We start from the raw sequence: 25,205 nt of genomic DNA on the forward strand, positions 1-25,205 counted from the left end.
AGTGCGCTCGGAGCCTTGGCCGGGGCTGCCGCGTGGCGGCCGTGCTCGGGGTGAGCCTCGGTGTGCGGCTGGTCGATAGGAAGGTCCGAAGACGGGTCGTTCTGTGTCTCGCTCATGCGATGCCTCCGATGGGCTGGGCGTTGTCGTCGATCTCGGCGTGATGGCCGGTCAGCGGCTGGGCATCCCAGCGGCCGTAGACGAGTTCAGTGTTTGAAGAAATCTGGGCGGCCAACACCCCGACGTCGGTCTCGAGGTGCTCAGCCATGGCCCGCAGCGTGTTCGGCAACAGGTACGGCGAATTCGGGCGGCCGCGGTATGGCATCGGGGTGAGGAACGGGGCATCCGTCTCGACCAGAAGCAATTCCCGCGGCGTCACGGCCAGCGCCTCGCGGAGCGCGACGGAGTTCTTGAAGGTGACGGTGCCGGAGAACGAGAGGTACCAGCCGTTGTCGGCGCAGATCTTCGCCATCTCGGCGTCGCCGGAGAAGCAGTGGAACACGGTGAACTCGGGCGCACCGACGCGTTTGAGGGTGCCGATCACCTCGTCGTGGGCGTCACGGTCGTGGATCTGCATCGCTACGCCGTTGGCCTTCGCGATCTCGATGTGCGCTTCGAACGAGTGGTACTGGCTTGCCCGGCCGTCTTCTCCCGTGCGAAAGAAGTCGAGTCCGGTCTCCCCCACGGCGACAACCCGCGGTTGCGCGGCGAGTTCGGCGATTTCGGCGAGGGCGTCGTCGAGGGTGCCTTCCGCGGCATAGCGCGGTGCCTCATTCGGGTGGATGGCGACGGCCGCGAGCATGCGCGGCTCCCGGGCCGCCATCAGTGCAGACCACCGGGAGGTCTCCAGGTCGTTGCCGACCTGAATCACTCCGCGCACGCCGACGCTTGAGGCGCGGTCGAGCTGGTCGAGCCACGACAGCGGGTCGTCGCCGTCGGCAATCTCCAGGTGGGTGTGGTTGTCGTAGACCCCCACGGTGAGCGGTTCCGGCAGTGGCGGGTAACTGAGATCCCGCCCTGAGGTCTGCTCGCGTTTCCGAACGTGGTCGGAATCGTTAGCCAACAGTCGCCTCGATGCGCGGGAAGAGAGCGTCGAGAGTGCTGACGTGCGTGCCGCCGGTCCACTCCCAGGCCCTGTCGATGCGCTGCTCGGTGACTGCACCGGCGCCGCCGAGTGCGGTCCACAGGGTGGCCGTCGCCTCGGGGATTACCGGCGAGAGCAGCACGGCGAGCGTGCCGAGACCGCGCACGGCGGTGTTCAGCACGGTTTCCAGGCGTTCGCGGTTCGCCGGGTCCTTCGACAGCGCCCACGGCTCCTGCACGGTGATGTAGCCGTTCAGCTCGTCGACGAGCTCCCAGACCGAGGCGAGCGCCTCGTGAATGGCCAGACGGTCGATCGCCTCCGAGGCAGCATCCGTCACGCGCTTCGACGTGGCCAGGATTGCCTCATCGGCCTCGGTCAGCGCACCGGCAGCAGGGATCTCACCCTCGCAGTAGCGGTTGACCATGGCAATCACGCGCGAGGCGAGGTTGCCGAAGCCGTTCGCGAGTTCTGACTGGTAGCGGGCCGAGAGGTCTTCCCACGAGAACGAGCCATCTTGGCCGAAGCTGATGGCGCGCATGAAGTAGTAACGGAATGCGTCGGCGCCGAAGGTGTCGGTGATCTGGCTCGGCGCAATGCCGGTCAGCTTCGACTTCGACATCTTCTCTCCGCCGACGAGCAGCCAGCCGTGACCGAAGACCTGCGTCGGCACCTCGATGCCGGCGGCCATCAACATGGCCGGCCAGATCACGGCGTGGAAGCGCAGGATGTCTTTGCCGACGATGTGGGTTGCCGGCCAGAGCTCAGCGAACTTCTCGTCGTCGTGGCCGTAACCGGCAGCGGTGATGTAGTTCAGCAGAGCGTCGAACCAGACGTAGACGACATTGCTCTCGTCCCACGGAACCTTGATGCCCCAGTCGAAGCTGGAGCGGGAGATCGACAGGTCGCTCAGGCCGTTCTTGACGAAAGCGATGACCTCGTTGCGCGCCGATTCGGGCTGCACGAAGGTGGGGTTCGACTCGTAGAGTTCGATCAGCTGGTCGGCGAAGGCGCTCATCTTGAAGAAGTAGTTCTTCTCGTGCAGCAGTTCGACCGGCTTCGAGTGGATGGCGCAGACCTGCTGGCCCGCGAATTCGCCGGTGCCGTCGACGAGGTCGCTCGGCTGCTTGTACTCCTCGCAGCCGACGCAGTAGAAGCCCTCGTACTCGCCAGTGTAGATGTGCCCGGAGTCGTAGAGGTGCTGCAAGAACTTGGCGGCGTTCACTTCGTGACGCGCGTCGGTGGTGCGGATGAAGTCGTCGTTTGCGATGTTGACGGTGTCCAGCAATGGCTTCCACGCGGTCTCGACCAGACGGTCGACCCACTCCTTGGGAGTGGTGCCGTTCGCGGTCGCGGTGCGCAGGATCTTCTGGCCGTGCTCATCGGTTCCGGTGAGCAGCCAGGACTTCTCGCCCTTCTGGCGGTGCCAGCGGGCTAGAACGTCCGCGGCCACCTCCGTATAGGCGTGCCCGATGTGCGGGACATCATTCACGTAGAAGATCGGCGTGGTGATGTAGAAAGAGGAGCCATCGGACATTCTCATATCTTATTGGGAGCTGAAGGCCTGCCGCTGACGCTCACTCGGCCCCCGGGGTCGCGGCTCGCGAAGTCTCCTCCGCTTCGCCCGGCACCGGTGGTTCGAATTCGGCGTCGAAGCCCGGCTTCGGATGCGGGTGGCCGGGCAGGTGCCCGATCACCGGCGGCAGCGCTTCGACCGTGTGCGGCACCGGCGGCCGGTTCGGATCGTCTTTGGTCGCCTCGGTCTCCCGCATGTCGATGCCCCGCACCTTCTGGCGGGCGTAGCCGACCGGCAGCATGCTGAGCACGATCTTGCCGTGGGCGTGACCGACGTCCAGTTCACGGTAGGCATCCTGCACGTGTTCGAGCGGATAGATCGCCGCGACGGGCACCGAAATCTGGTGGTTCGCCACCATCACCGCCACGTTCGCGAGGTCGGTCTCGTCGGTGGATTCCGTGTTCATCAGGGATTCGTCGCCCAGGTGATCGAGTTCAGAATCGATGCCCTCCGGAGCGAGCGCGGCGAGCCGGAGTTCGAGGCCCGGGCCGTATTCGACCGGCACGACGCCAATCTGACGCAGGTGGTCGAAATGTTCGCGGCTTGCGGTTCCGATCACCGTCGCACCGCGCAACCGGGCGAGCTGAGCGGCGATGCCGCCCACGGCGCCGGCCGCGGCATGCACGAGCACCGTCTCCCCCGGCACCGGATTCGCCGCCGCGACGGCTTCCCACGCGTTCGTGGCCGCAACGTACAGGCTGCCGGCGATCTCCCAGGCGAGGTGCTCCGGCTTGTGCAGAACATTTCCGGCCGGAACCATCACGAAATTCGCCTGCGCCCCACGCACCGCATGGCCGAACACCGCGTCGTTGACATTCCAGCCGACAACGCCGCTGCCGACATCGACGATGAAGCCGGCAAAGTCGGTGCCCTGGCCCGACGGCAGAGAGATCGGCCAGGTGTCCTGGCGCCTGCCTTCGCGGATCGCGCTCTCTCCCGGGTTCAGCCCGGCAGCCATGACTTCGACGACGACCTGGCCGGCGCCGGCGACCGGCTTCGTCATCGGAACGAGTTCGAGTACCTCCGGGCCGCCGAATCGAGCGAACATCACCGCATGTGCCACCGCGCACCTCCGACCAGAACCCAACAGAGTTACCTTAGTGAGGATTACTCTACTAGCGCAGTGGGGGGTCTATCGGGGTGACTTTTGGCGCGACAGTCGGGAAGACTTGCGTCCTCCCGCTCGCACCACTAGTTCAGCGGGAGATCCATCGGCGTGATTTTCGGAGCCTTCACCACACCGTTCGCGCCGTCTTTGCTGCTGAGCGCCGCCTCATAGAGGTCACGCTTGCTCAAACCGGTCGCCGCCGACACATCGGCTGCGGCATCCTTCAAACGGATGCCTCCCGCCACGAGTGCGAGCACCTCGGCCACACCGGTGGCCAGGTCCATCACGCGCACCTCGGCACCGGCAATCACGACGCAGATCTCGCCCTTGACGCCGCCGGCAGCCCACTCGGCAAGCTCGGTCGCGGTGCCGCGCTTCACTTCTTCATAGAACTTCGTCAACTCGCGGCAGACCACGACGCGACGCTCGGCGCCGAACACCGTCGCGACGTCCGCGAGGGACGCGGCCAACCGATTGGGCGACTCAAAGAACACCATCGTGCGTCGCTCGCTCGCAAGCTCCCGCAACGCCGAACGACGGTCGCCGGGTTTTCTCGGCAGAAATCCTTCGAAGGTGAAACGGTCGGTCGGCAGTCCGGAGACGGCGAGGGCCGTCACCACCGCCGACGGTCCGGGGATGGCCGTCACCTGAACGCCGGCTGCCGCCGCCGCGTCGACGAGGTGAAATCCTGGGTCTGACACCGTCGGCATTCCGGCGTCGCTGAGCACCAGCAGGTCGGTGTCGCGGCCGATTTCGACGAGCTCCGCGGCCTTCTGGCGCTCATTGTGGTCGTGCAGACTGATCAGCTTCGGCCGGTTCTCAATGCCGAGCGCCTTGAGCAAGTGCACCGTCACTCTGGTGTCTTCGGCGGCGACAACTGTCGCGGTGCTGAGTGCCTCGACGAGGCGGGCCGAGGCATCCCCGAGGTTTCCGATCGGTGTCGCAGCGAGAATGATCATGGTCCCAGTCTCGCAGTCCTCGCTCACTACGATGGTCAGGTGCTCGCATCTCGCTGGTTCCGCATCGTCGGGCCCCTCGCCGTTGTCCTCCTTGCGGCGGTGCTGCGACTCTGGAATTTGGGCAACCCGCATTCGCTCGTCTTCGATGAGACCTTCTATGTGAAGGACGCCTGGAGCCTCTGGAACAACGGCTATGAGTCGACCTGGCCAGAAGGAGCCGACACGCGCTTCAATGCCGGCGACACGAATATTTTCACCGACGAGGGTTCGTTCGTCGTGCATCCCCCGCTCGGCAAGTGGCTGATCGCACTCGGCATGGCGGCGTTCGGCGCCGACCAGACCTGGGCGTGGCGCATCGTGACCGCGCTGATCGGCATCCTCGCCGTCGTGCTGTTGATGGTCATCGCGAAGAAGCTGTTCGGTTCAACCCTGCTCGCCACGATCGCCGGGTTCTTGATGGCCATCGACGGCAATGCGATCGTGATGTCGAGGGTGGCGATTCTCGACAATTCCGTCATGTTCTTCGCCTTGCTCGGCTTCGGTGCCGTGCTGATGGACCGGGACTGGCATGAGAAACGTTTGACCGCCTGGCTCTCCGCGCGCCGAGCGGCCGGTGGGCATCCCAGCTGGGGTCCGATGTTCTGGTGGCGGCCCTGGGTGATCGCCGCAGGCCTCGCTTTCGGTTTGGCCAGTTCCGTCAAGTGGTCTGGCTTCTATTTTCTTGCGGCGTTCGGGGTCTACCTGGTTGTCGTCGACGCCCTGGCCCGTCGGCGTGCCGGTGTGCCGTTCTGGCTGAGCGCCGCGGTTCTCAAGCAGGCGCCGGCGACCTTCGTGCTGTTCGTGCCGGTCGCCGCGGTGACCCTGCTCGTCTCCTGGACGGGTTGGTTCGTCACGCAGGGCGGTTTCTACCGGCAGTACGCCGAGTCGGCGGGCTCGGCCTGGACCGGCCCCTTCGCCTGGGTGCCGCACGTCTGGCAGAGCTTCTGGCACTACCAGGTCGCGATCTACCAGTACCACGTCGGCCTCTCGACCCCGCACCCCTACCAGGCGAACCCGCTCACCTGGCTGCTGATGACGCGGCCGACCAGCATGTTCTATGAGGGAACCACGCTGGGTCAGAACGGATGTGCGTCGGCCAGCTGCTCGCAGGCGATCCTCGGCGTCGCGAATCCGCTCATCTGGTGGGCGGCCACGGCCGCCATCCTCTACCTGGTCTACCGTTTCGCGCGCTACCGCCAGTGGCAGGTCGGCCTGATTCTGATGGGCATGGTCGCCGGATACCTGCCCTGGCTCGCCTACCTCAACCGCACGGTGTTCGAGTTCTACACGATTGTGTTCGAGCCCTACCTGCTGCTCGGGCTGACTTTCGTGCTGGGCATGCTGCTGCGTGAGGCGCCGCTCTTCCGGCCCGCGTCGCCCGCGCTTCCCGCTGATATGCCGGCGGATCTCCGCGCCGCACTCCGCGACGAGTCAGACCGAGCCGAGGCGTCCCGTCGCACCGTCGGCATCCGCATCGTGGCGATCTTTCTCGCCGTCGCACTGCTCGTGAGCGCGTTCTTCTATCCGCTCTGGGCGGGAATTCAGGTGCCGCTGTGGTTCTGGCAGATGCATATGTGGCTGCCCAGTTGGGTGTGAGTTTGCCCCACGCGACGAAAAACTTCCGCATGTTTCCGCGGATTTTCATCAAACATATTCCACATTTAGCATATATCGACTGAGAATGCGTTGTGAAATAACGCCGGAATGCAGGGCGCGCCCATAGGATGACCGGTATCTGTTTTATGAGTAATTGCTCGACCTCCGACTGAGAAGTCAAGATCAAAACAAAGGCCTCATGTCGGACGCTACAGCTGCACCCTCGGTACGCATCATCAGAACCCGCCCGGGTGGTGACTCGAAGAATCCCACCACCGAGTACTCCTCGCTTCTGCATACAGTGCGCAACCTTGGACTGCTACGTCGGCGCACGGGCTTCTACTGGATGGTCTTCTCGATCCTCATCGTCGCGACCGCGGGTGCCGCCACCGGTTTCGTGCTACTCGGCGACAGCTGGTTCCAGCTGATCATCGCCGGCGCACTCGGCATCATCTTCACCCAGTTCGCGTTCCTCGCCCACGAGGCCTCGCACCGCCAGGTCTTCGAATCCGGGCCGGCCAACGACCGCGCCGGCCGCGTGCTCGCCAACCTGTTCGTCGGCATCAGCTACGCCTGGTGGATGACCAAGCACAGCCGTCACCACGCCAACCCGAACGTCATCGGCAAAGACCCTGACATCGACCCCGACTTCATCGTCTTCCTCGAAGAAGACGCGAAGAAGGTCAACTGGCTCACCTCCTTCATGACGCGCAAGCAGGGCTACTTCTTCTTCCCACTGCTCACGCTTGAGGGCATCAACCTGCACATCCACGGCTTCCGCACCGTCTTCGGCAAGGGCAAAGTCGACAAGCGCTGGCTCGAGATCTCCATGCTCGTCACGCGCCTCGCTCTGTACCTCGGCGTCATCTTCTACTTCCTGCCGCTCGGCATGGCATTCGCCTTCGTCGGTGTGCAGCTGGCCGTGTTCGGCGTCTACATGGGCGCCTCCTTCGCGCCGAACCACAAGGGCATGCCGATCCTGCCGCACGAGAGCAAGGTCGACTTCCTGCGTCGCCAGGTGCTCACCTCGCGCAACATCCGCGGCGGCACCCTGATGGACACCTTCATGGGCGGCCTCAACTACCAGGTCGAGCACCACCTGTTCCCGAACATGGCTCGCCCGCACCTGAAGCGTGCGCAGGAGATCACCAAGGAATACTGCGAGAGCCACAACATCCTCTACACGGAGACGTCGCTGACGCAGTCCTACAAGATCGTCATCGAGTACCTGAACCGCGTCGGGCTGTCGGCCCGCGACCCGTTCGACTGCCCGATGGTCTCCCGGTTCCGGGTGAGGTAGTCAGCAGTTCCCTGCATCTCAAACGGATGCGCAGCCCACGCGGGCTGCGCATCCGTTTTTTGTGCGGTCTGGCGCCGGCTACCACGCTCGGCGTGCAGCGCCGCCCGGCCAGGGGCGCGCGGGAACGGCAATAGGCTGGAGTTCATGTGGTTGCCCGGAGTTCTGACCGCGGCAGCAGCCACGCTCGTCGCCTGGGGAATCCACACCCTGGTTCCGGCCGTGCCGCTTCTGACCGCGGCCGTGGCCCTCGGCATCCTCGTCGGGCAGATCCCCGCCGCCCGCCCCGCTCTGACCGGGATACTCGCGCCCGGATTGTCGGTCGCGTCGAAGCAACTCATGCGCCTGGGCATCGTGCTCTTGGGGCTGAAACTCAGCCTTGTCGACATCGCTGGCCTCGGCTGGGTGACTATTACGACCACCGTTGCCGTCGTTCTGCTCACCTTCGCCGGCACGTTCTGGCTCGGGCGCGCCTTCAAGCTGCCGGGCCACCAGCCTCTGTTGATCGCCACCGGCTTCTCGATCTGCGGAGCCTCGGCCATCGGCGCGATGAGCGGCGTGGTCAGGGCGAAAGACGAAGAGACCGCCACCCCGATCGCACTCGTGACCCTGTGCGGCACGCTCGCCATCGCCGTGTTGCCGGCGCTCTGGCATCCGCTCGGCCTCACCGCCGTGCAGTTCGGACACTGGGTCGGCGCCGGCGTGCACGACGTCGGCCAGGTCGTGGCCACCGCACAGATCGCCGGCTCTGCCGCTCTGGCGGTCGCCATTGTCGTCAAACTCACCCGGGTGCTCTTGCTCGCCCCAATTGTGGCTGTCGCGTCGGTCCTCGAACGGCAGAAGCACGCCGTCCTGGTGGGCGCCGGCACGGCTTCGATCACGGATGGTGCGGCGAAGCGACCGCCGATCGTGCCCCTGTTCGTGGCCGGATTCATCGCCGCCGTGCTCGTGCGCACGCTGCTCCCGGTGCCGGAGGTTGCGCTCGACGTCGCAGACACACTGCAGACCGCGCTGCTCGGAATGGCCCTGTTCGGGCTCGGCGCGGCGGTGCAACTGGGCGAACTCGCGCGCACCGGCGGGCGCGCGCTGGCGGTCGGGCTGCTCTCCTGGGCGCTGATCGCCGCGCTCGCGCTCGGCGCTGTGCAACTCGCCTAGGGCCGGTTCAACAATCTGCCGCCTTGGCGGCCGGCCGGGCCGCGTCTTTCTGAGTAACACGGTTTCGGTGGCGCGGCACAATGGGTCAACCATGGGTCACATGACGACCACCCTCGCCCCCGCCCTCGTCGGTATCTCGCACGGCACGTCCTCCCCCGACGGCCAGGCCGCGGTCGACGGGCTGATGCGCGGGGTGGCCGCCGCCCACCCCGACCTCACCGTCGCCCTCGGCTTCGTCGATGTGCAGCATCCGAACCCACCCGAGACGTTGGCGGCGCTCCCCCCACGCCTGCCGGCGATTGTGGTTCCGTTGCTGCTCTCCGCCGGGTATCACGTGCATGTCGACCTCACCCGCGCGATTGATGCCGAAACCAACCGTTCAGTGGTGCTCGCCGCGGCACTCGGACCCGACGACCGGCTCATCGCACTGCTTCAGGATCGACTGGTCCAGGCCGGATTCGGGCCCGGAGACGTGCTCCTGCTCGCCGCAGCCGGCTCCAGCGATGCGCGCGCCGTCGCTGACTGCCGGGTCGTCGCAGAACGCCTGGCCTCGGCATCCGGTCACGACGTCACCCTCGGATTTCTCTCCGCGGCCGAGCCCCGGCTCGCCGACGCTGTCGCCGCCGCACGCGCCGCGTCGCCCGGCCGACGCATCGTCGTGAGCAGCTATCTGCTGGCCCCAGGCTACTTTCAGTCTCTCGTCGAAAAGGCCGGCGCGGATGTCGTGACGTCGCCGTTGCTGACTCCAGACGAAGCCGCCCCCGAGCTGCTGATCGACGTCGTTTCCAGCCGATACCGCGAAGGATTGTAAGCCGCAACGCGCCCCGTCGCATCTGTGTGACGCAGCGCTACTTTTCGTGACCGGACGTGACTTCACGTTCTCGCGTGCGGGGGCCAACGACCCTAGTTTTACTCCATCGCAGTTACGCGGCATCCGGTTTTCGCCCCTGCCGCGTTATCGAGGAGGAGAGCATTGTGTCGCTGAACCTGACTGAAACCGCCGAGGCGGCCCGGCCGCCACGCCCGGCCTCGCGCCCGAACGGGCAGTGGAAGGTCGACGGCACCGCTCCCCTCAACGGCAACGAGGAGTGGAAGCAGCAGGACAGCGGCCTCAACGTGCGGGAGCGCATCGAACAGATCTATTCCAAGCAGGGTTTCGACTCGATCGAGGGCACCGACCTGCACGGCCGTTTTCGCTGGTGGGGGCTTTACACGCAGCGGAAGCCCGGGATCGACGGCGGCAAGACCGCCACTCTCGAACCGCACGAGCTGGAAGACAAGTACTTCATGCTCCGCGTGCGCATCGACGGCGGCCAGCTCACGACAGAGCAGCTGCGCGTCATCGGCACGATCTCCGAGGAATTCGGCCGGGACACGGCCGATCTGACCGACCGGCAGAACATTCAGCTGCACTGGATCCGGGTCGAAGACGTGCCGGAGATCTGGCGCCGCCTGGAGGCTGTCGGTCTCGGCACCACCGAGGCCTGCGGCGACGTGCCGCGCGTGGTTCTCGGCTCCCCCGTCGCCGGCATCGCCAGTGACGAACTCATCGACCCGACCGAGACCATCGCCGAGATCACCGCGAAGTACATCGGGGTGCCGGAGCTCGCCAACCTGCCGCGCAAGTTCAAGACCGCGCTGACCGGGCATCCGAGTCAGGATGTCGTGCACGAGATCAACGACGTCGGCTTCGTGGCCGTCGAGCACCCTCAGCTCGGCATCGGCTACGACCTCTGGGTCGGCGGCGGCCTCTCGGTCAGCCCGCGCCTCGGCGAACGACTCGGCGTCTTCGTCACCCCCGACCAGGTCGCCGATGTCTGGCTCGGCGTCGTCTCGATCTTTCGCGACTACGGTTACCGGCGCCTGCGCAACAAGGCCCGGCTCAAGTTCTTGCTCGCCGACTGGGGGCCGGCGAAGTTTCGGCAGATCCTCGAAGACGAGTACCTGTTTGCGGCCCTGCCCGACGGCCCGGCCGCGCCGACCCCGACCCGCCAGGGCGACCACGTCGGCGTGCACAAGCAGAACGACGGACGCTTCTACATTGGCGTGACCCCGTTCGTCGGCCGCGTCTCCGGCACTGTTCTCACCGCCCTCGCCGATCTGCTCGAGCAGCACGGTTCCTCCCGCCTCCGCACGACGCCGCACCAGAAAATCGTGCTGCTCGACATCAGCGAAGAGAACGTCGAGCCGCTCATCACGGCGCTCGACGCGCTGGGCCTGGCCGCCCGGCCGAGCCTGTTCCGCCGCTCGACCATCGCCTGCACCGGTATTGAGTTCTGCAAACTGGCCATCGTCGAGACCAAATTGACGGCCACCGACGCCGTGCTCGAGCTCGAGAAACGCCTCGCCGGCCTCGACCTCCCCCAGCCGATCAGCCTGCACGTCAACGGATGCCCGAACTCCTGCGCCCGCATCCAGACCGCCGACATCGGCCTGAAGGGTCAGCTGCTCGCCGACGGCAACGGCGGTCAGGTGCCCGGCTTCCAGGTGCACCTCGGCGGCGGTCTCGCCTCGGTCGGCCGTGACGAGGCCGGCCTCGGCCGCACGGTCAGGGGCTTGAAGGTCACTGCCGACGACCTCGCCGACTACGTCGAACGTCTCGTTCGCCGGTTCCTCGGCGAGCGCGATGAAGCCGAGACGTTCGCAACCTGGGCGCACCGCGCCGACGAGGGGGCACTCCAGTGAGTTCAGCAACCCCGGGTACCGATGCGCTGCGCATCAGGAAGACCGCCGCTCCCGACCGCAACCCGAACCTCCGCACACCCGAACAGCTGCGCACCCTTGCCGAGCAAGCATCCGCTGAGCTCAGCGCGGCCTCGGCCGAGCAGCTGATCGCCTGGGTGGCCGAGAATTTCGACACCAGCGCTGTCGCGGTCGCCTGCTCGATGGCGGACGCGGTGCTGCCGCAGCTTGTCGCCCGGCAGCTGCCGGGCGTCGACGTGCTCTTTCTCGACACGGGCTACCACTTTGCGGAGACCTACACGACGCGGAACGAGGTGGCCAGCACCCTCGACGTCACGATTGTGGATGTGCTGCCCGAGCAAACCGTCGCCGAGCAGGATGTGGCTCTCGGCACGGACTTGTTCGCCCGCGATCCCGGCGCCTGCTGCGCGGCGCGCAAGGTCGCCCCGCTGCACCGCGCTCTGCGTGGCTACGAGCTGTGGTTCACCGGGGTGCGCCGCGACGAAGCACCCACCCGCATCAACACTCCCCTCATCGAATGGGACGAACGCAACCAGCTGGTCAAGGTGAACCCCCTGGCCGCCTGGAGCTTTGACGAACTGCAGGACTACGCCGCCGCGCATTCCGTGGTGCTGAACCCCCTGCTCACTCAGGGCTACCCCTCCATCGGCTGCGCACCGTGCACGAAACCGGTCAGCGCAGGAGACGACCCCCGGTCCGGCCGTTGGGCCGGGCTCGAGAAGACAGAATGCGGACTTCACCTATGACCTCGACACCAGCTCTCCAGGCGGCACCTGTCTTCCAGGAGGCACAGCCCGATTCGACTGCACGACCCCGCCTCGACCAGCTCGACCTGCTCGAAAGCGAGGCCATCCACATCATTCGCGAGGTCGTCGCCGAGTTCGAGCGGCCGGTGCTGCTGTTCTCCGGCGGCAAGGATTCCGTCGTCGTGCTGCATCTCGCTGCGAAGGCCTTCTGGCCGGGCAAGGTGCCGTTTCCTGTTCTGCACGTTGACACCGGCCACAATTTTCCGGAAGTTCTCGCGTTCCGGGATGCGACGGTCGCGCGTTTGGGCATCCGGCTCGCCGTGGCGAGTGTGCAGGACTACATCGACGACGGCCGACTCCTCGAGCGCGCGGACGGAACCCGGAATCCGTTGCAAACGCAGCCGCTGTTGGATGCGATCGCGAACGGCCGCCACGATGCGGTGTTCGGTGGTGCTCGTCGCGACGAAGACAAGGCCAGAGCCAAGGAACGCATCCTGTCGCTTCGTGACGAGTTCGGTCAGTGGGACCCACGCAACCAGCGGCCCGAGCTGTGGAATCTCTACAACGGGCGCCACACCGTCGGGCAGCACGTGCGGGCGTTTCCGATCAGCAACTGGACCGAGCTGGACATCTGGCGCTACATCGAACGCGAGGGCATCGAGCTGCCGCCGCTGTACTACGCCCACGAGCGTGAGGTCTACCGGCGTGATGGCATGTGGCGGGCCGTCGGCCCGGTCAGCGCGCCCACGGCCGACGAAACGGTCGAGCTCCGCACGGTGCGCTACCGCACCGTCGGCGACATGAGCTGCACCGGCGCCGTCGAATCCGATGCCGCCACCGTTCACGCCGTCGTGCACGAGGTCGCCCAGTCGACCATCACCGAACGCGGCGCCACACGAGCCGACGACCGCATCTCAGAAGCAGCGATGGAAGATCGCAAGAAGGACGGGTACTTCTAATGACCGACGCACTGCTGACCCGCCCACTCGAGGGCACGCTGTTCCGCTTCGCCACCGCCGGCTCCGTCGACGACGGCAAGTCGACCCTGGTCGGACGCCTGCTGCACGATTCGAAGGCGATTCTCGCCGACCAGCTCGACGCCGTCACCCGCACCTCCGTGGAGCGCGGATTCGGTGGCGAGACCGGCGGCATCGACTTCGCCCTGCTCACCGACGGCCTGCGGGCAGAGCGGGAACAGGGCATCACTATCGACGTCGCCTACCGCTACTTCGCCACCGGGCGCCGCTCATTCATCCTCGCCGACTGCCCCGGCCACGTGCAGTACACCCGCAACATGGTGACCGGTGCCACAACCGCAGACGCCGTCGTCGTGCTCATCGACGCCCGCAACGGAGTGCTCGAGCAGACGCGTCGGCACCTCTCCGTCGTGCAGCTGTTGCGCGTGCCGCACATCATCGTGGCGGTGAACAAGATCGACCTACTCGATTACGACGAAGCTGCTTTCGATCGCGTCGCCGCCGCCGTGCGCGTCGTGACCGACGAGCTGGGTATCGATGCGGTGCACGTGATCCCGGTCTCGGCTCTCGCCGGTGACAACGTCGTCGATCGCTCCGTCAACACCCCCTGGTACGACGGCCCCAGCTTGCTCGAACTTCTCGAGACGCTGCCGCTCATCGACGAGGCCGAGAGTGCCCTCGAGGCGTTTCGGCTTCCGGTGCAGTTGGTCATCCGCCCGCAGGGCGCCGTCGCCGTCGCCCCCGAAGACGCCGATTCCTATCGCGACTACCGCGCCTATGCCGGGCAGGTCGCCTCGGGCACCGTGCGCGTCGGTGACCGGGTGAGTGTCGTACCGGGCGGCGGCAGCACCGTCGTCACCGGCATCGACTTCGCAGGTGTCGACCTGGAGACGGCCATCGCCCCGCAATCGGTGGCACTCCGCCTGCGTGACGACCTCGACATCGCGCGTGGTGCAGTCATCGTCGCCTCCGATCGTGTGCCCGAGTTGAAGAAAGATCTCACCGTCGCATTGTTCTGGCTCGATCCTCGGCCGCTCCGGCCGGGTGCCCGGGTGCTGGCGAAGTTCGGCACCTCCACGGTGCAGGCCAGTCTCGCGACACTCCTCGGCCGCCGAAACCTCGACACCCTGGCCCTCGAAACCGCAGAAACGCTCGAGATCAACGACATCGGTCACGCCAACATCCGCTTGGCCTCCGCGCTTCCCGCCCAGGACTATGCGGCGAACCGCCGCGCCGGCGCCTTTCTGGTGATCCACCCGCAAGACGGCGCAACACTCGCCGCCGGCATTGTGCTCGCCGACCCCACTGAATCAGACACCACCACCGACCTCGAAATCACCATCCCCATCAACACCGACATCACGGAGAGTGCAGCATGAATCGCATCGGCCTACGCGCCACCCTCGGCACCGTTTCCCTCGGACTGATCGTGACAATGATGAGCGGATGCGCGGCGACGGCAGGCGATGCGGCGGCCGGCGATACGGCAACTGCGGCCCCGGCCACCGAGCTTCGTCTCGGCTATTTCGACAACGTCACCCATGCTCCCGCACTCGTGGGCCTCGAGAAGGGCTTCTTCCAGGAGAAGCTTGGTACCACCGCGCTCTCGACCCAGATCTTCAGCGCCGGACCGGCCACCATCGAAGCACTCAGCGCCGGGGCGATCGACGCCGCCTACATCGGGCCGAACCCGGCCGTGAACAGTTTCGTGGCCAGCGATGGTGCGTCGCTGCGTATTGTGGCCGGCGCGACCAGCGGGGGCGCTGCACTCGTCGTGCGCCCGGGCATCGAAAGCGCCGCCGACCTGGCCGGAACCACCCTCGCCACCCCGCAGCTCGGCAATACCCAGGACGTCGCCCTGCGCGGCTGGCTGGCCAAGCAGGGCTACACCACCAGCACCACCGGTGGCGGCGACGTGAACGTCACGCCGACCGAGAATGCCCAGACCCTCACGCTGTTCCAGAACGGTCAACTCGACGGAGCCTGGCTTCCCGAGCCGTGGGTGTCACGACTCGTGCTCGAAGCCGGCGCACACGTGCTCGTCGACGAGGCCTCCCTCTGGAAAGACGGCGCCTTCCCGACCACGGTTCTCGTCGTGCGCGCCGACTACCTGAAGGAACACCCCGACGCCGTGCAGAGCCTCCTGGCCGGGCACGAGCAGTCCGTCGCCTGGCTGAACGACAATTCGGCTGAGGCCGCGACGGTGATCAACGCCAAGCTCGCCGCCGACACCGGCAAGGCGCTGTCCGACCCCGTGATCACCCGTGCCCTCGAACACGTCACCTTCACAACGGACCCGCTGGCTTCGACGTTCCCCGTGCTCCTCAAGGCGGGCATTGCGGCCGGCACCGCCAAGCAGGGCGATGTGCACGGATTGTTCGACCTGTCCGTGCTGAACAAGGCGCTCGTGGCCGCGGGGCAGAAGCCCGTTTCGGCCGGAAAACTCGGAACTGAGTAGCCGATGACCGACCGCAGCCCCCGTGACAGCGCAATCCAGATCGACGCCGTGAGCAAGCGATTCAGCCCCACGGGGCCACTCGTGCTCGACAACGTGACTGTTTCAATCGAGCCGGGCGAGTTCGTCTGCCTGCTCGGCGCATCCGGCTGCGGCAAATCGACGTTGCTCAACATCATCGCCGGCCTGGAGCACCCGAGCTCCGGCACCCTCACGGTGGCCAGCGGCAACGCCGCGGTGATGTTCCAGGACGCGTCGCTCCTCCCCTGGCTGACGGCCGGCCGCAATGTGGAGCTTGCGCTCCGACTGCGCGGAGTGCCACGCGCCCGGCGTCGCAGCCAGGCGCTCGAACTGCTCGACGTGGTCAACCTTGCGGATGCGTCCCACAAACGACCGCACGAACTCTCCGGTGGGATGCGCCAGCGGGTCGCCCTCGCCCGCTCGCTCGCGCAGGACCGTGAGGTGCTGCTGATGGACGAACCGTTCGCCGCGCTCGACGCCATCACCCGCGACCTGCTGCACGAAGAACTGGAACGCGTCTGGCGAGAAACCGGCCGCACGATCGTCTTCGTCACGCACAATGTGCGCGAAGCGGTCAGGCTCGGCCAGCGGGTGCTGCTGATGTCGAGCCGGCCAGGCCGGATCGCCAACGAGTGGCAACTCAACGGTCGCGAACAGCGACGCCTCGACTCCTCGGAGGCCTCACTTCTCGCCGACAAGATCACCGAGCACCTCCGACAGGAGATCCGCCGCAATGCTGCCTGAAACCTCCCACTCACTGACCGTCCTCGACGAGTCCCCTCTCGAGGTTCGAACCAATGCGGACCTGCGCACGCTCGAATCCGGGCTCGATGCCCTGCAAAGCGTCGCGATCACCGAAAAAGGTCCGTGGCGACGATTCATCGACGGCGTGCTGCCGCCCGTGCTCTTGCTGATCCTCCTGATTGTCGCCTGGCAGCTCTACGTTGTGGTCGCTCGCCCGCGCCCCGATCTCGCGCCCGGACCGCTCGACGTCGCCGCATCGATCGGCGACCTCTGGGCAGACGGCCGGCTGCAACTCGCCGTGCTCACGAGCCTCGAACGCGGAGGGATCGGCTTTCTGATCGCGATCGCCATCGGCACACCGCTCGGCTTGCTGCTCGCGGAGTGGCGTCTGCTTCGCCGCGCGCTCGGTCCGCTTCTCTCCGGCCTGCAGGTGCTCCCCTCGGTCGCCTGGGTACCGGCCGCAATCTTGTGGTTCGGGCTCTCCGACGCCACCGTCTACTTCGTCATTCTGATGGGAGCGATCCCGTCGATTGCGAACGGCTTGGTGTCGGGGATCGACCAAGTTCCGCCGCAGCTGCGTCGCGTCGGAACGGTCCTCGGCGCCAACCGCGGTCAACTCGCCACCCTCGTCGTGCTCCCCGCGGCGATGCCCGGCTACTTCGCCGGCCTCAAGCAGGGCTGGGCCTTCTCCTGGCGTTCGCTGATGGCCGCCGAGATCATCACCATGGGCGGCACGATCGGTTTCGGCCTCGGCTCGATGCTGCAGCAGAGCCGCGAGCTTGCCGACCTGTCGGGCGTGCTCGCCACGATCCTGGTCATTCTTTTCATCGGCATCCTGGTGGAACTCGTCGTCTTCGCCCCGATCGAGCGCACGCTGTTGCGCAGCCGGGGCCTTCTACAAAGGGGAACCCGATGACCGACAGCATCCTGTACCCGCTCGGCCTGCACCTGGCCGGTCGCACCGCGGTCGTCGTCGGGGGCGGAGCCGTCGCCGCGCGTCGGGCCGCCGGGCTCGTCGCGGCCGAGGCGATTGTCACGGTCATCGCGCCCGAAGCGGGCACTGATCTGCGCGCGCTCCTGCTCACTGGGGCGGTCACCTGGCTGGAACGCGGCTACCGCACCGGCGACCTCGACGGCGCGTGGCTCGTGCACACCGCTACGGGTGCGGCGGATGTCGACACGCAGGTCGCGGCCGACGCCGAGGCCGCCCGGGTGTGGTGCGTGAATGCCACCGACCATCGCAGCTCGGCCGCCTGGGTTCCCGCCGTCACCCGCCGTGATGACGTGACCGTCGCCGTGTCGGCGGGCGGGGATCCGCGCCGGGCGATGGCCCTGCGCGATGCGATCGGCCACGCCCTCGACGCCGGCTCGCTGCCGCTTCGTCACCACCGCCGCAAGGCAGGACCGGGCACGGTTCACCTCGTGGGAGGCGGGCCGGGCGACCCCTCCCTGATCACGGTGCGCGGGCGCCGCCTGCTCGCCGAAGCCGACGTCGTGATCAGTGATCGCCTCGGCCCGCGCTCCCTGCTCGGCGAATTGGACGCCGAGGTGCTCGTGATCGATGTCGGCAAGCTTCCGGGGCATCATCCGGTTCCGCAAGATGAGATCAATGCGCTCCTCGTCGAACATGCCCGTGCGGGCCGGCGCGTCGTGCGCCTGAAAGGCGGCGACCCCTACGTGCTCGGGCGCGGCGGCGAAGAGGCAGAATTCTGCCGCCGCCACGGCGTGACCGTCGAAGTGGTGCCAGGCGTGACGAGCGCCATCTCGGTGCCGGCTGCGGCCGGCATCCCTGTCACTCACCGCGGCGTGGCCACCGGTTTCACCGTCGTGACCGGGCACGAGCAACTCGCCTCGCTGCCCGGCGGCCGCGACCACACCGTCGTGCTGCTCATGGGCGTCGGGGCTCTGGCCGGCTCGGCCGCCGTGCTGGCGCAGGGGGTGCGCGGCGGCGAATGCCCGGTCGCGATCATCGAAGACGGCTACGGCCCGAACCAGCGCGTCACGATCGGCACGCTCGACACGATTGCCGCGCAGGCTGTGGCCAGAGAAGTGCGGTCGCCGGCTGTCATCGTCGTCGGCGCCGTCGTCTCGCTGAGCCCGTATTCGCCCTCCCCTGCACACTCCCCTCAGCATTCAGACACCTCATTCGCCGACAGCACACCCCGAAAGGCCCACCCATGACCCGGTCGCATCCTGCGTCCTCCCCCGTCCGCGTTGCGATCATCGGCGCCGGCCCTGCCGGCATCTACGCCGGCAACATCCTGGCCGCTGCCGTGCGCGAGGCCGGTGCCGAGGCGAGCATCGACCTGTTCGACGCTCTGCCCGCCCCCTATGGGCTGATCAGGTACGGCGTCGCTCCCGACCACCCGCGCATCAAGGGCATCGTGAACTCGCTGCACGAGATGCTCGATTCGGGGATCATTCGTTTCATCGGCAACGTGACCTACGGCGTCGACCTCACCCTCGACGACCTGCGCACGCACTACCACGCGGTCATCTTCGCCACGGGCGCCATCCGCGATGCCGACCTCGACGTGCCCGGCGTCGACCTGCCCGGCTCGTTCGGCGCCGCCGACTTCGTCTCCTGGTTCGACGGGCATCCGGACGCCCCGCGCGAGTGGCCGCTCGACGCGACCGACGTGGCCGTGATCGGCAACGGCAACGTCGCCCTCGATGTGGCCCGGATGCTCGCCAAGCATGCCGACGACCTGCTGTCGACCGACATCCCCGGCAATGTCTACGCCGGGCTCGCCGGGTCGCCCGTCACCGACGTGCACGTCTTCGGCCGACGCGGACCCGCCCAGGTGAAGTTCACGCCGATCGAACTGCGTGAACTCGCCGAAGTACCCGACGTGGACGTGATCGTCTACGAGGAGGACTTCGCGCCCGACGAACACGGCGAGCAGAGTGTCGCCACCAATAACCAGCTCAAGGTCATGACGCGCACGTTGCGGAGCTGGCTCGACACCGAGCAGACGGGCGCCTCGCGGCGGTTGCACCTGCATTTCTGGCACGCTCCCGCCGAGGTGTACGGCGACGGCCGGGTCGAGGGGATGCGCTTTACGCGCACCGAGCCGACCGGCGACGGCGGGGTGCGCACAACGGGCGAGATTCGCGACTTTCCGCTGCAGGCGGTCTACCGTGCGGTGGGTTACCGCGGCAGCGCGCTACCCGGGCTGCCGTTTGACGACGAACGCGGCGTCATCCCGAACGACGGCGGTCGCGTGTTAGACGCCTCGGGTGCGCCGATTCCCGGTCTCTACACGACCGGCTGGATCAAGCGCGGCCCGGTGGGTCTGATCGGCCACACCAAGGGCGACGCACTCGAAACGGTCGGCACGATCATCGCCGACCTCGACTCGCTCGCCGGGCTTTCCGAGTTTTCCGAGTCTGCGGCCGGGGATGCCGAGGCGATCCTCGAGGTGCTCGCGAGCCGCGGCATCCGTTTCACCACCTGGCCGGGGTGGCTCGCTCTCGATGCGCACGAACGAATGCTCGGCACCAGTGATGAGTCGCCCGTGGAGCGGGAGCGCGTCAAAGTGGTGTCGCGCGATGAGCAGGTCGACGTGTCCCGCGCCGGCACCCTGATCACCTCATGACCTACGTCATCGCGCTGCCCTGTGTCGATGTCAAAGACCGGGCCTGTATCGACGAATGCCCGGTCGACTGCATCTATGAGGGCGAGCGGTCGCTCTACATTCATCCGGATGAGTGCGTCGACTGCGGCGCCTGCGAACCGGTCTGCCCGGTCGAGGCCATCTATTACGAAGATGACCTGCCCGAACAGTGGAGCGACTACTACACGGCGAACGTGGCGTTCTTCGATGAGATCGGGTCACCGGGCGGTGCCGCGAAGGTGGGCACCTACAGCTTCGACCACCCGATCATTGCGGCGCTGCCCGCGCAGGGCGGCGCTCATGAATAGCCTTCCCGACTCCTACGATTGTGTCGTCATCGGCGGCGGGCCGGCCGGGCTGTCTGCCGCGCTCAACTTGGCGCGTGCCCGCAAACGGGTGCTCGTCGTGGACAGCAACCGGCCGCGCAATGCTGCGACGATGATCTCGCACGGTTTTCTCACGCGTGACGGGGTGCCTCCGCATGAGTTGCGCCGCCTCGCCCGGGAGGAGCTCGCGCAGTATCCGGGGGTCGAAGTGTTGCAACGCGCGTCGGTGCGTGCGGTGCGGGCTTTGGGAGCGGACGACGACATCCCGCTCGCCGGTGTTGCCGGCGTGGAGCGAACTCCTCGTTTCGAAGTGGAGATCACCGGCGTCACCCCGGCTGCCGGACGAGTCGTGCAGAGCCGGTCGATCGTGGTCGCCACCGGATTGCGCGAAACGCTGCCGGCGCTGCCGTCGATCCGCGCGTACTACGGGATGAGCCTGTTCAGCTGCGTCGCCTGCGACGGATACGAACAGCTCGATCTCCCGCTCGCGCTCATCGGCGAGACCGACGACTTACTCGAACGTGCCCTGCTGGTGGCCCAATGGACCAGCGCGTTGACCGTCTTCACCAATGGAGTCGCACGTCTCAGCGTCGCCGACGAGGCGGTGCTCGCGGCCCATGGCATCCGTCTCGATCGACGGGTCATCGACGACCTGGAAGGTGAGCGGGGCGCGCTCTCGGCCGTGCGTTTATTCGATGGCGAACGGGTGTCGGTGACCGGCGGTTTTGTGCGCCCGTTGTGGCATCCGGTCGTCGATTTTCTCGAGGGGTTGGCGCTCGACACCGACGACGACGGGCATCTGGCCACCGATCGCGACGGGCGAACCGCCGTGCCGGGAATCTACGCGGCAGGTGACGTCGCCGCGCCAGGCCCGCAACAGCTCATCGTTGCTGCGGGCGCTGGTGCGCGGGTCGCGGCGATCATCACCCACGATCTGCTCGGGGTGACGACCTCGCACTGAACTAGTGGCTGCCGTCGACGAGCTTGAGCCCGACGACACAGCCGACGAGGCCGAGAATGAGCAGCACCTTGATCAGCGAGGCTGGTTCGCCACCGAAGATCATCGCGTAGAGCACGGTGAGGGCCGCGCCGATGCCGACCCAGACCGCGTAGGCGGTGCCGATCGAGATGTCACGCATGGCGTAGGCGAGCCCGCCCATGCTCAGCAGGATGGTCACGCCGAAGATGATCGACGGCCAGAGCTTGGTGAAGCCCTCGGATTTTCCGAGTGCTGTCGCCCAGACGGCTTCGAGTACTCCGGACGCAATGAGAATGATCCACGACATGGCACACTTCCTTGGCCAGTCTTGTCGCGTTCCGGGTACTGATCCCTCGTCCGGGGCCGGGTGGGCGGCCTGCAGCCAGACTAGCAAACCGGGCTGATCAAGCGCTGGGCAGCGGTCAGCGCCGGCGCGCGAACGCGAAGAGGCCGGGGGCGGATGCCGCATCTGTCGCCAGGTCGGCCAGGATGCGGCCGACGCTCGGCGTGAACTTGAAGCCGTGTCCGCTGAAGCCGGCGCCGACGATGACCGGGCCGGCCCGATCGAGCACGAAGTTCTCGTCGGCCGTGGTCGTGTAGGTGCAGCTGACCGGTTCGAGCGCGTCGGCGTCGGCGCCCGGCAGCCACTCGCGCACATACCGTTGCAGGGCGGCGAGTTGCAGGGGTTCGGGCAGGAAACTGCGCCGATCGGGATCGACGACCGGACCGACTCCGTGCCAGCCGGCCTTCACGCCCTGACCCGGCGTGTACATGCCGTAGACCGGCGAATACCACCAGGCTGAGCCCGGCCGTGAGCGATCGACGTTGTGATTGAACCCGGGCCAGTCAGTGGAGGCGCGGGCATCGGCATCCGTTGACTGATCGCGCAGGGCAAAGTGGGCCGGCTGCTCTTGCGTGACGACCAAGCGCGGGAGGGCGGCGATCGGCAGCGCGTCTTCCAGCAGCGTGGTGGTCCAACCCCCGACGGTGACCACCACCCGCCGGGCGTCGATCACACCGGTCTCGGTGGTCACACGCACGTGGTCGTCGCCGAGCACGTCGAGGCGCAGCACCCGCGTGTTGTGCCGCACGTCAGCTCCGGCCGCCGCGGCCGCGCGTTGCAGGGCTACCACCGCGGCATCCGCGTTCAGCCGACCTGCGTCGGGGGCGTGCAGCACGCGCCCCTCAAAACGGATGCCCGGCCAGCGCTCGTCCGCCGCCTCCGGAGTGAGAAACTCAGCGCTCAGGCCCACCGTCGCGAGACCGGCGGCGATCTCATCGAAACCGCGGTGCGGTCCGTGGTTGACGATGCCGACCTGGTCGAGCACTCGACTGCCGGACTCTGCCTCGAGTTCGCGCCAGAGCGGCAGCGCCTCGGCGAGCATGGCCAGGTAAGTGGGATCGGCGTAGGCCGTGTTGAAGTTGCGGGACGCCCCATGCGAGGCGCCGTTCGTGTGTCCGGGAGCGAACCGCTCGAGTAGCGTCACCGGGCGGCCGCGGCGCGCCAGCTGCCAGGCCGTCGCCGACCCCATCGCCCCGCCGCCGATCACAACTGTCTCGAGCATCTGCGTCATGCGATCCATCCTGCCGCACTCACTACATCCGTTTCGCGCAGGCAGCCCGACCCGGCCGGCACCGATGTTCCCCGGGTTACGTCACATTCTTTCCGCGCCACGACGCTGGCACTAGCGTGGTGCCATGGCTGATCGCGAATACGGTTTTTCGACGCGCGCAATTCACGCGGGTAACATCCCCGACCAGGTGACGGGGGCCCGCGCACTGCCGATTTACCAGACGAGTGCGTTCGTATTCGATGACACGGCGGATGCCGCGGCCCGGTTCGCCCTGCAGAAGTACGGCAACATCTACTCGCGTCTGTCGAACCCGACCACCGCAGCGTTCGAGGAACGCATTGCCAGCCTGGAAGGCGGCCTCGGCGCCGTCGCCACCGCGAGCGGCCTGGCCGCGCAGTACATCACCTTCGCCAGCCTGGCCGGATCCGGTGACCACATCGTCTCCTCCGCCAATCTCTACGGCGGCTCGATTACCCAGCTCGACGTGACCCTGCGCCGCTTCGGCGTCGAGACGACGTTCGTGCAGAGCGCCGACCCGGCCGACTATGCCGCCGCGATCACCGACAAGACCAAGCTGATCTTCGCCGAGACGGTGGCCAACCCGTCGGGCGAGGTCGCCGACATCGAGGGACTGGCCGCCGTCGCACACGCCGCCGGCATCCCGCTGATCATCGACTCGACGATCGCGACCCCCTACCTCTGCCGCCCCATCGAATGGGGCGCCGACATCGTGATCCACTCGGCCACCAAGTTTCTCGGCGGGCACGGCACCACCCTCGGCGGGGTCGTCGTCGAAAGCGGCCGGTTCAACTGGCACAGTGAGCGCTTTCCGCTGTTCAGCGAACCGGTGTCGAGCTATGGCGGCCTGGAATGGTCGGGAAACTTCGGCGAATACGCCTTTCTCACCCGTCTGCGCGCGGAGCAGCTGCGTGACATCGGGCCAACCCTGGCGCCGCATTCCGCGTTCCTGCTCGCGCAGGGCGTCGAAACCTTGCCGTACCGGATGCAGGCGCATGTGAACAACGCCCGCATCGTGGCCGAATGGCTGGATGCCGACCCGCGCGTCGACTACGTCAACTGGGCCGGACTGCCGAGCCACCCGCACTATGAACGCGGCCTCAAATACCTGCCGAAGGGACCGGGCAGCGTGTTCAGTTTCGGCGTGAAGGGTGGGCGCGACGCCGGACGCACCTTCATCGAATCGGTCGACCTGGCCAGTCACCTCGCCAACATCGGCGACGCGAAGACGCTCGTGATTCACCCCGCATCCACCACTCACGCCCAGCTGACCGAGCAACAATTGCAGGATGCGGGCGTGCTGCCCGGGCTCGTAAGGCTCAGCGTCGGCATCGAAGACGTCGAGGACATCATCTACGACCTCGATCAGGCATTGACCCAGGCGACGGGAGGATCGAAATGAGCTCGGACGCGATCAGCGAAGCAGCTAGTGACGTGACGACGGGCGCGACGTCCACCGTCGCCACTCACGACGCCACCGCTGACTCCGGCGAGACCACGGTTCAGCTGGCGAACGGGCTGAGCTGCTCGGTTCCCACGAACTCACCACTGGCCAAACTGCTGCGTTCGCAGCGCACCTGGGAGGGACCGGACGCGAAGGCACGCCTGAAGCTGCTGCGCGCAGCGAAGTCGATCGCCATCGTCGGCGCCTCGCCGAATCCGGCCCGCTCGAGCTACTTCGTGGGCACCTACCTGCAGCAGTCGAGCGACTATCGGGTCTATTTCGTCAACCCGAACGCCGAAACCATTCTCGGCGAGAAGGCCTATCCCGACCTCGCGTCGCTGCCCGAAGTGCCCGACATCGTCGATGTGTTCCGCAAGGCCAGCGACATCCCGGCGGTCATCGACGAGGTGCTCGCCATCGGTGCGCCGACCATCTGGGTGCAGCTCGGAATCTGGAACCAGGAGGCCGCCGAGTACGGCGAATCGAAGGGCCTCACCGTGGTGATGGACCGCTGCCTCAAGATCGAGCACGCCCGTTTCAACGGCGGACTGCACCTGCTCGGCTTCGACACCGGGCAGATCACGGCGCGCAAGACCATCCGCTAGCCTGCACTCTCCTCTCCGCTGTCCTCCGCGTCACACTGTTGCGTTCTGATTTCGGTGGCTAACTCCGGTAATCCCCAGCAGCATCCGTTCGCCGCTGCACTCGTCCGCGGTTGCCGACGGCGCGACTCGCGGATTACCGGAGTTAGCCACACATCGACAAGCGGAGTGAGCGTCACGCGCTCCAACTA

23 protein-coding genes and 1 riboswitch are annotated in these 25,205 nt (G+C 66.8%); of the genes, 17 read left to right on the forward strand and 6 right to left on the reverse strand.

The window, feature by feature from the left end; all coding sequences use genetic code 11:
- Window positions 1–112 precede the first annotated feature (112 nt).
- The 4 genes from AC1DCF_RS02595 to rsmI form a co-directional block, all read right to left on the reverse strand.
- Window positions 113–1,060 carry a TatD family hydrolase gene (locus AC1DCF_RS02595; protein ID WP_477209641.1) on the reverse strand — a complete coding sequence of 316 codons (948 nt, stop codon included), beginning with the start codon at window positions 1,058–1,060 and terminating at the stop codon, window positions 113–115.
- Window positions 1,053–2,615: a methionine--tRNA ligase gene (gene metG, locus AC1DCF_RS02600; protein WP_477209642.1), complete on the reverse strand. Its 1,563-nt coding sequence runs from the start codon at window positions 2,613–2,615 to the stop codon at window positions 1,053–1,055. The genes AC1DCF_RS02595 and metG overlap by 8 nt, the downstream gene beginning before the upstream one ends.
- 40 nt (window positions 2,616–2,655) lie before the next feature.
- Window positions 2,656–3,717 carry an NADP-dependent oxidoreductase gene (locus tag AC1DCF_RS02605; RefSeq protein WP_477209643.1) on the reverse strand — a complete coding sequence of 354 codons (1,062 nt, stop codon included), beginning with the start codon at window positions 3,715–3,717 and terminating at the stop codon, window positions 2,656–2,658.
- Between the two features lie 128 nt (window positions 3,718–3,845).
- On the reverse strand, window positions 3,846–4,721 hold the full coding sequence (gene rsmI / locus AC1DCF_RS02610; RefSeq protein ID WP_477209644.1) for a 16S rRNA (cytidine(1402)-2'-O)-methyltransferase: 876 nt from the start codon (window positions 4,719–4,721) through the stop codon (window positions 3,846–3,848).
- Window positions 4,722–4,760: 39 nt separating this feature from the next.
- Between rsmI and AC1DCF_RS02615 the strand changes: the two genes are divergently transcribed.
- The 15 genes from AC1DCF_RS02615 (at window position 4,761) to AC1DCF_RS02685 (ending at window position 21,358) form a co-directional block, all read left to right on the forward strand.
- Window positions 4,761–6,356 carry a dolichyl-phosphate-mannose--protein mannosyltransferase gene (locus tag AC1DCF_RS02615; RefSeq protein WP_477209645.1) on the forward strand — a complete coding sequence of 532 codons (1,596 nt, stop codon included), beginning with the start codon at window positions 4,761–4,763 and terminating at the stop codon, window positions 6,354–6,356.
- A 199-nt stretch (window positions 6,357–6,555) separates the two neighbouring features.
- Entirely contained in the window at window positions 6,556–7,656 is a 1,101-nt protein-coding gene (locus tag AC1DCF_RS02620; RefSeq protein WP_477209646.1) for a fatty acid desaturase family protein, read from the forward strand.
- Window positions 7,657–7,800: 144 nt separating this feature from the next.
- The gene (locus tag AC1DCF_RS02625) at window positions 7,801–8,808 is read left to right on the forward strand and encodes a YeiH family protein (protein WP_477209647.1); all 1,008 of its coding nucleotides are present in this window, start codon (window positions 7,801–7,803) and stop codon (window positions 8,806–8,808) included.
- Window positions 8,809–8,908: 100 nt separating this feature from the next.
- Entirely contained in the window at window positions 8,909–9,619 is a 711-nt protein-coding gene (locus tag AC1DCF_RS02630; RefSeq protein ID WP_477209648.1) for a sirohydrochlorin chelatase, read from the forward strand.
- 164 nt (window positions 9,620–9,783) lie between these two features.
- Complete coding sequence (locus tag AC1DCF_RS02635; RefSeq protein WP_477209649.1) at window positions 9,784–11,493, forward strand: nitrite/sulfite reductase; 1,710 nt, start codon at window positions 9,784–9,786, stop codon at window positions 11,491–11,493.
- 32 nt (window positions 11,494–11,525) lie between these two features.
- Window positions 11,526–12,257 carry a phosphoadenylyl-sulfate reductase gene (locus AC1DCF_RS02640; protein ID WP_477209829.1) on the forward strand — a complete coding sequence of 244 codons (732 nt, stop codon included), beginning with the start codon at window positions 11,526–11,528 and terminating at the stop codon, window positions 12,255–12,257.
- The gene (gene cysD, locus AC1DCF_RS02645) at window positions 12,254–13,216 is read left to right on the forward strand and encodes a sulfate adenylyltransferase subunit CysD (protein ID WP_441791020.1); all 963 of its coding nucleotides are present in this window, start codon (window positions 12,254–12,256) and stop codon (window positions 13,214–13,216) included. Before AC1DCF_RS02640 ends, cysD begins: the two co-directional genes overlap by 4 nt.
- Window positions 13,216–14,613 carry a sulfate adenylyltransferase subunit 1 gene (locus tag AC1DCF_RS02650; RefSeq protein WP_477209650.1) on the forward strand — a complete coding sequence of 466 codons (1,398 nt, stop codon included), beginning with the start codon at window positions 13,216–13,218 and terminating at the stop codon, window positions 14,611–14,613. The genes cysD and AC1DCF_RS02650 overlap by 1 nt, the downstream gene beginning before the upstream one ends.
- Window positions 14,610–15,692: an ABC transporter substrate-binding protein gene (locus AC1DCF_RS02655; protein ID WP_477209651.1), complete on the forward strand. Its 1,083-nt coding sequence runs from the start codon at window positions 14,610–14,612 to the stop codon at window positions 15,690–15,692. Before AC1DCF_RS02650 ends, AC1DCF_RS02655 begins: the two co-directional genes overlap by 4 nt.
- Before the next feature lie 3 nt (window positions 15,693–15,695).
- Window positions 15,696–16,454 (forward strand): ABC transporter ATP-binding protein, encoded by a 759-nt coding sequence (locus tag AC1DCF_RS02660; RefSeq protein WP_477209652.1) that lies wholly within the window; start codon window positions 15,696–15,698, stop codon window positions 16,452–16,454.
- Window positions 16,444–17,370: an ABC transporter permease gene (locus AC1DCF_RS02665; protein ID WP_477209653.1), complete on the forward strand. Its 927-nt coding sequence runs from the start codon at window positions 16,444–16,446 to the stop codon at window positions 17,368–17,370. Before AC1DCF_RS02660 ends, AC1DCF_RS02665 begins: the two co-directional genes overlap by 11 nt.
- Window positions 17,367–18,635: a uroporphyrinogen-III C-methyltransferase gene (cobA, locus tag AC1DCF_RS02670; RefSeq protein WP_477209654.1), complete on the forward strand. Its 1,269-nt coding sequence runs from the start codon at window positions 17,367–17,369 to the stop codon at window positions 18,633–18,635. Before AC1DCF_RS02665 ends, cobA begins: the two co-directional genes overlap by 4 nt.
- Window positions 18,632–20,053 (forward strand): FAD-dependent oxidoreductase, encoded by a 1,422-nt coding sequence (locus AC1DCF_RS02675; RefSeq protein WP_477209655.1) that lies wholly within the window; start codon window positions 18,632–18,634, stop codon window positions 20,051–20,053. Before cobA ends, AC1DCF_RS02675 begins: the two co-directional genes overlap by 4 nt.
- A complete protein-coding gene (gene fdxA / locus AC1DCF_RS02680) occupies window positions 20,050–20,379 on the forward strand; it encodes a ferredoxin (RefSeq protein WP_477209656.1) in 330 nt (109 codons plus the stop codon). Before AC1DCF_RS02675 ends, fdxA begins: the two co-directional genes overlap by 4 nt.
- The gene (locus tag AC1DCF_RS02685) at window positions 20,372–21,358 is read left to right on the forward strand and encodes an NAD(P)/FAD-dependent oxidoreductase (RefSeq protein ID WP_477209657.1); all 987 of its coding nucleotides are present in this window, start codon (window positions 20,372–20,374) and stop codon (window positions 21,356–21,358) included. The genes fdxA and AC1DCF_RS02685 overlap by 8 nt, the downstream gene beginning before the upstream one ends.
- A gap of 1 nt (window position 21,359) precedes the next feature.
- On the opposite strand, the gene AC1DCF_RS02690 is transcribed toward AC1DCF_RS02685, so the two are convergent.
- Both AC1DCF_RS02690 and AC1DCF_RS02695 read right to left on the reverse strand, forming a co-directional pair.
- Entirely contained in the window at window positions 21,360–21,683 is a 324-nt protein-coding gene (locus AC1DCF_RS02690; RefSeq protein WP_477209658.1) for a DMT family transporter, read from the reverse strand.
- 10 nt (window positions 21,684–21,693) lie between these two features.
- Window positions 21,694–21,758: riboswitch (guanidine-III (ykkC-III) riboswitch) on the reverse strand.
- 40 nt (window positions 21,759–21,798) lie between these two features.
- A complete protein-coding gene (locus AC1DCF_RS02695; protein ID WP_477209659.1) occupies window positions 21,799–22,950 on the reverse strand; it encodes an FAD-dependent oxidoreductase in 1,152 nt (383 codons plus the stop codon).
- A 124-nt stretch (window positions 22,951–23,074) separates the two neighbouring features.
- On the opposite strand from AC1DCF_RS02695, the gene AC1DCF_RS02700 reads away from it, so the two are divergent.
- Window positions 23,075–24,370 (forward strand): O-acetylhomoserine aminocarboxypropyltransferase/cysteine synthase family protein, encoded by a 1,296-nt coding sequence (locus AC1DCF_RS02700; RefSeq protein WP_477209660.1) that lies wholly within the window; start codon window positions 23,075–23,077, stop codon window positions 24,368–24,370.
- A 116-nt stretch (window positions 24,371–24,486) separates the two neighbouring features.
- Window positions 24,487–25,017, forward strand: coding sequence for a CoA-binding protein (locus AC1DCF_RS02705; protein ID WP_477209830.1), 531 nt, complete (start codon window positions 24,487–24,489; stop codon window positions 25,015–25,017).
- Window positions 25,018–25,205 lie beyond the last annotated feature (188 nt).

This window comes from Leifsonia sp. 10L418, from assembly GCF_056395445.1.

Bases quoted from the DNA above. Each gene is read 5' to 3' on its own strand.
- metG (WP_477209642.1), bottom strand. From the start codon at position 2,615: ATGTCCGATGGCTCCTCTTTCTACATCACCACGCCGATCTTCTACGTG.
- rsmI (WP_477209644.1), bottom strand. From the start codon at position 4,721: ATGATCATTCTCGCTGCGACACCGATCGGAAACCTCGGGGATGCCTCG.
- AC1DCF_RS02620 (WP_477209646.1), top strand. From the start codon at position 6,556: ATGTCGGACGCTACAGCTGCACCCTCGGTACGCATCATCAGAACCCGC.
- AC1DCF_RS02625 (WP_477209647.1), top strand. From the start codon at position 7,801: ATGTGGTTGCCCGGAGTTCTGACCGCGGCAGCAGCCACGCTCGTCGCC.
- AC1DCF_RS02630 (WP_477209648.1), top strand. From the start codon at position 8,909: ATGACGACCACCCTCGCCCCCGCCCTCGTCGGTATCTCGCACGGCACG.
- cysD (WP_441791020.1), top strand. From the start codon at position 12,254: ATGACCTCGACACCAGCTCTCCAGGCGGCACCTGTCTTCCAGGAGGCA.
- AC1DCF_RS02650 (WP_477209650.1), top strand. From the start codon at position 13,216: ATGACCGACGCACTGCTGACCCGCCCACTCGAGGGCACGCTGTTCCGC.
- AC1DCF_RS02655 (WP_477209651.1), top strand. From the start codon at position 14,610: ATGAATCGCATCGGCCTACGCGCCACCCTCGGCACCGTTTCCCTCGGA.
- AC1DCF_RS02660 (WP_477209652.1), top strand. From the start codon at position 15,696: ATGACCGACCGCAGCCCCCGTGACAGCGCAATCCAGATCGACGCCGTG.
- AC1DCF_RS02665 (WP_477209653.1), top strand. From the start codon at position 16,444: ATGCTGCCTGAAACCTCCCACTCACTGACCGTCCTCGACGAGTCCCCT.
- cobA (WP_477209654.1), top strand. From the start codon at position 17,367: ATGACCGACAGCATCCTGTACCCGCTCGGCCTGCACCTGGCCGGTCGC.
- AC1DCF_RS02675 (WP_477209655.1), top strand. From the start codon at position 18,632: ATGACCCGGTCGCATCCTGCGTCCTCCCCCGTCCGCGTTGCGATCATC.
- fdxA (WP_477209656.1), top strand. From the start codon at position 20,050: ATGACCTACGTCATCGCGCTGCCCTGTGTCGATGTCAAAGACCGGGCC.
- AC1DCF_RS02685 (WP_477209657.1), top strand. From the start codon at position 20,372: ATGAATAGCCTTCCCGACTCCTACGATTGTGTCGTCATCGGCGGCGGG.
- AC1DCF_RS02690 (WP_477209658.1), bottom strand. From the start codon at position 21,683: ATGTCGTGGATCATTCTCATTGCGTCCGGAGTACTCGAAGCCGTCTGG.
- AC1DCF_RS02695 (WP_477209659.1), bottom strand. From the start codon at position 22,950: ATGACGCAGATGCTCGAGACAGTTGTGATCGGCGGCGGGGCGATGGGG.
- AC1DCF_RS02700 (WP_477209660.1), top strand. From the start codon at position 23,075: ATGGCTGATCGCGAATACGGTTTTTCGACGCGCGCAATTCACGCGGGT.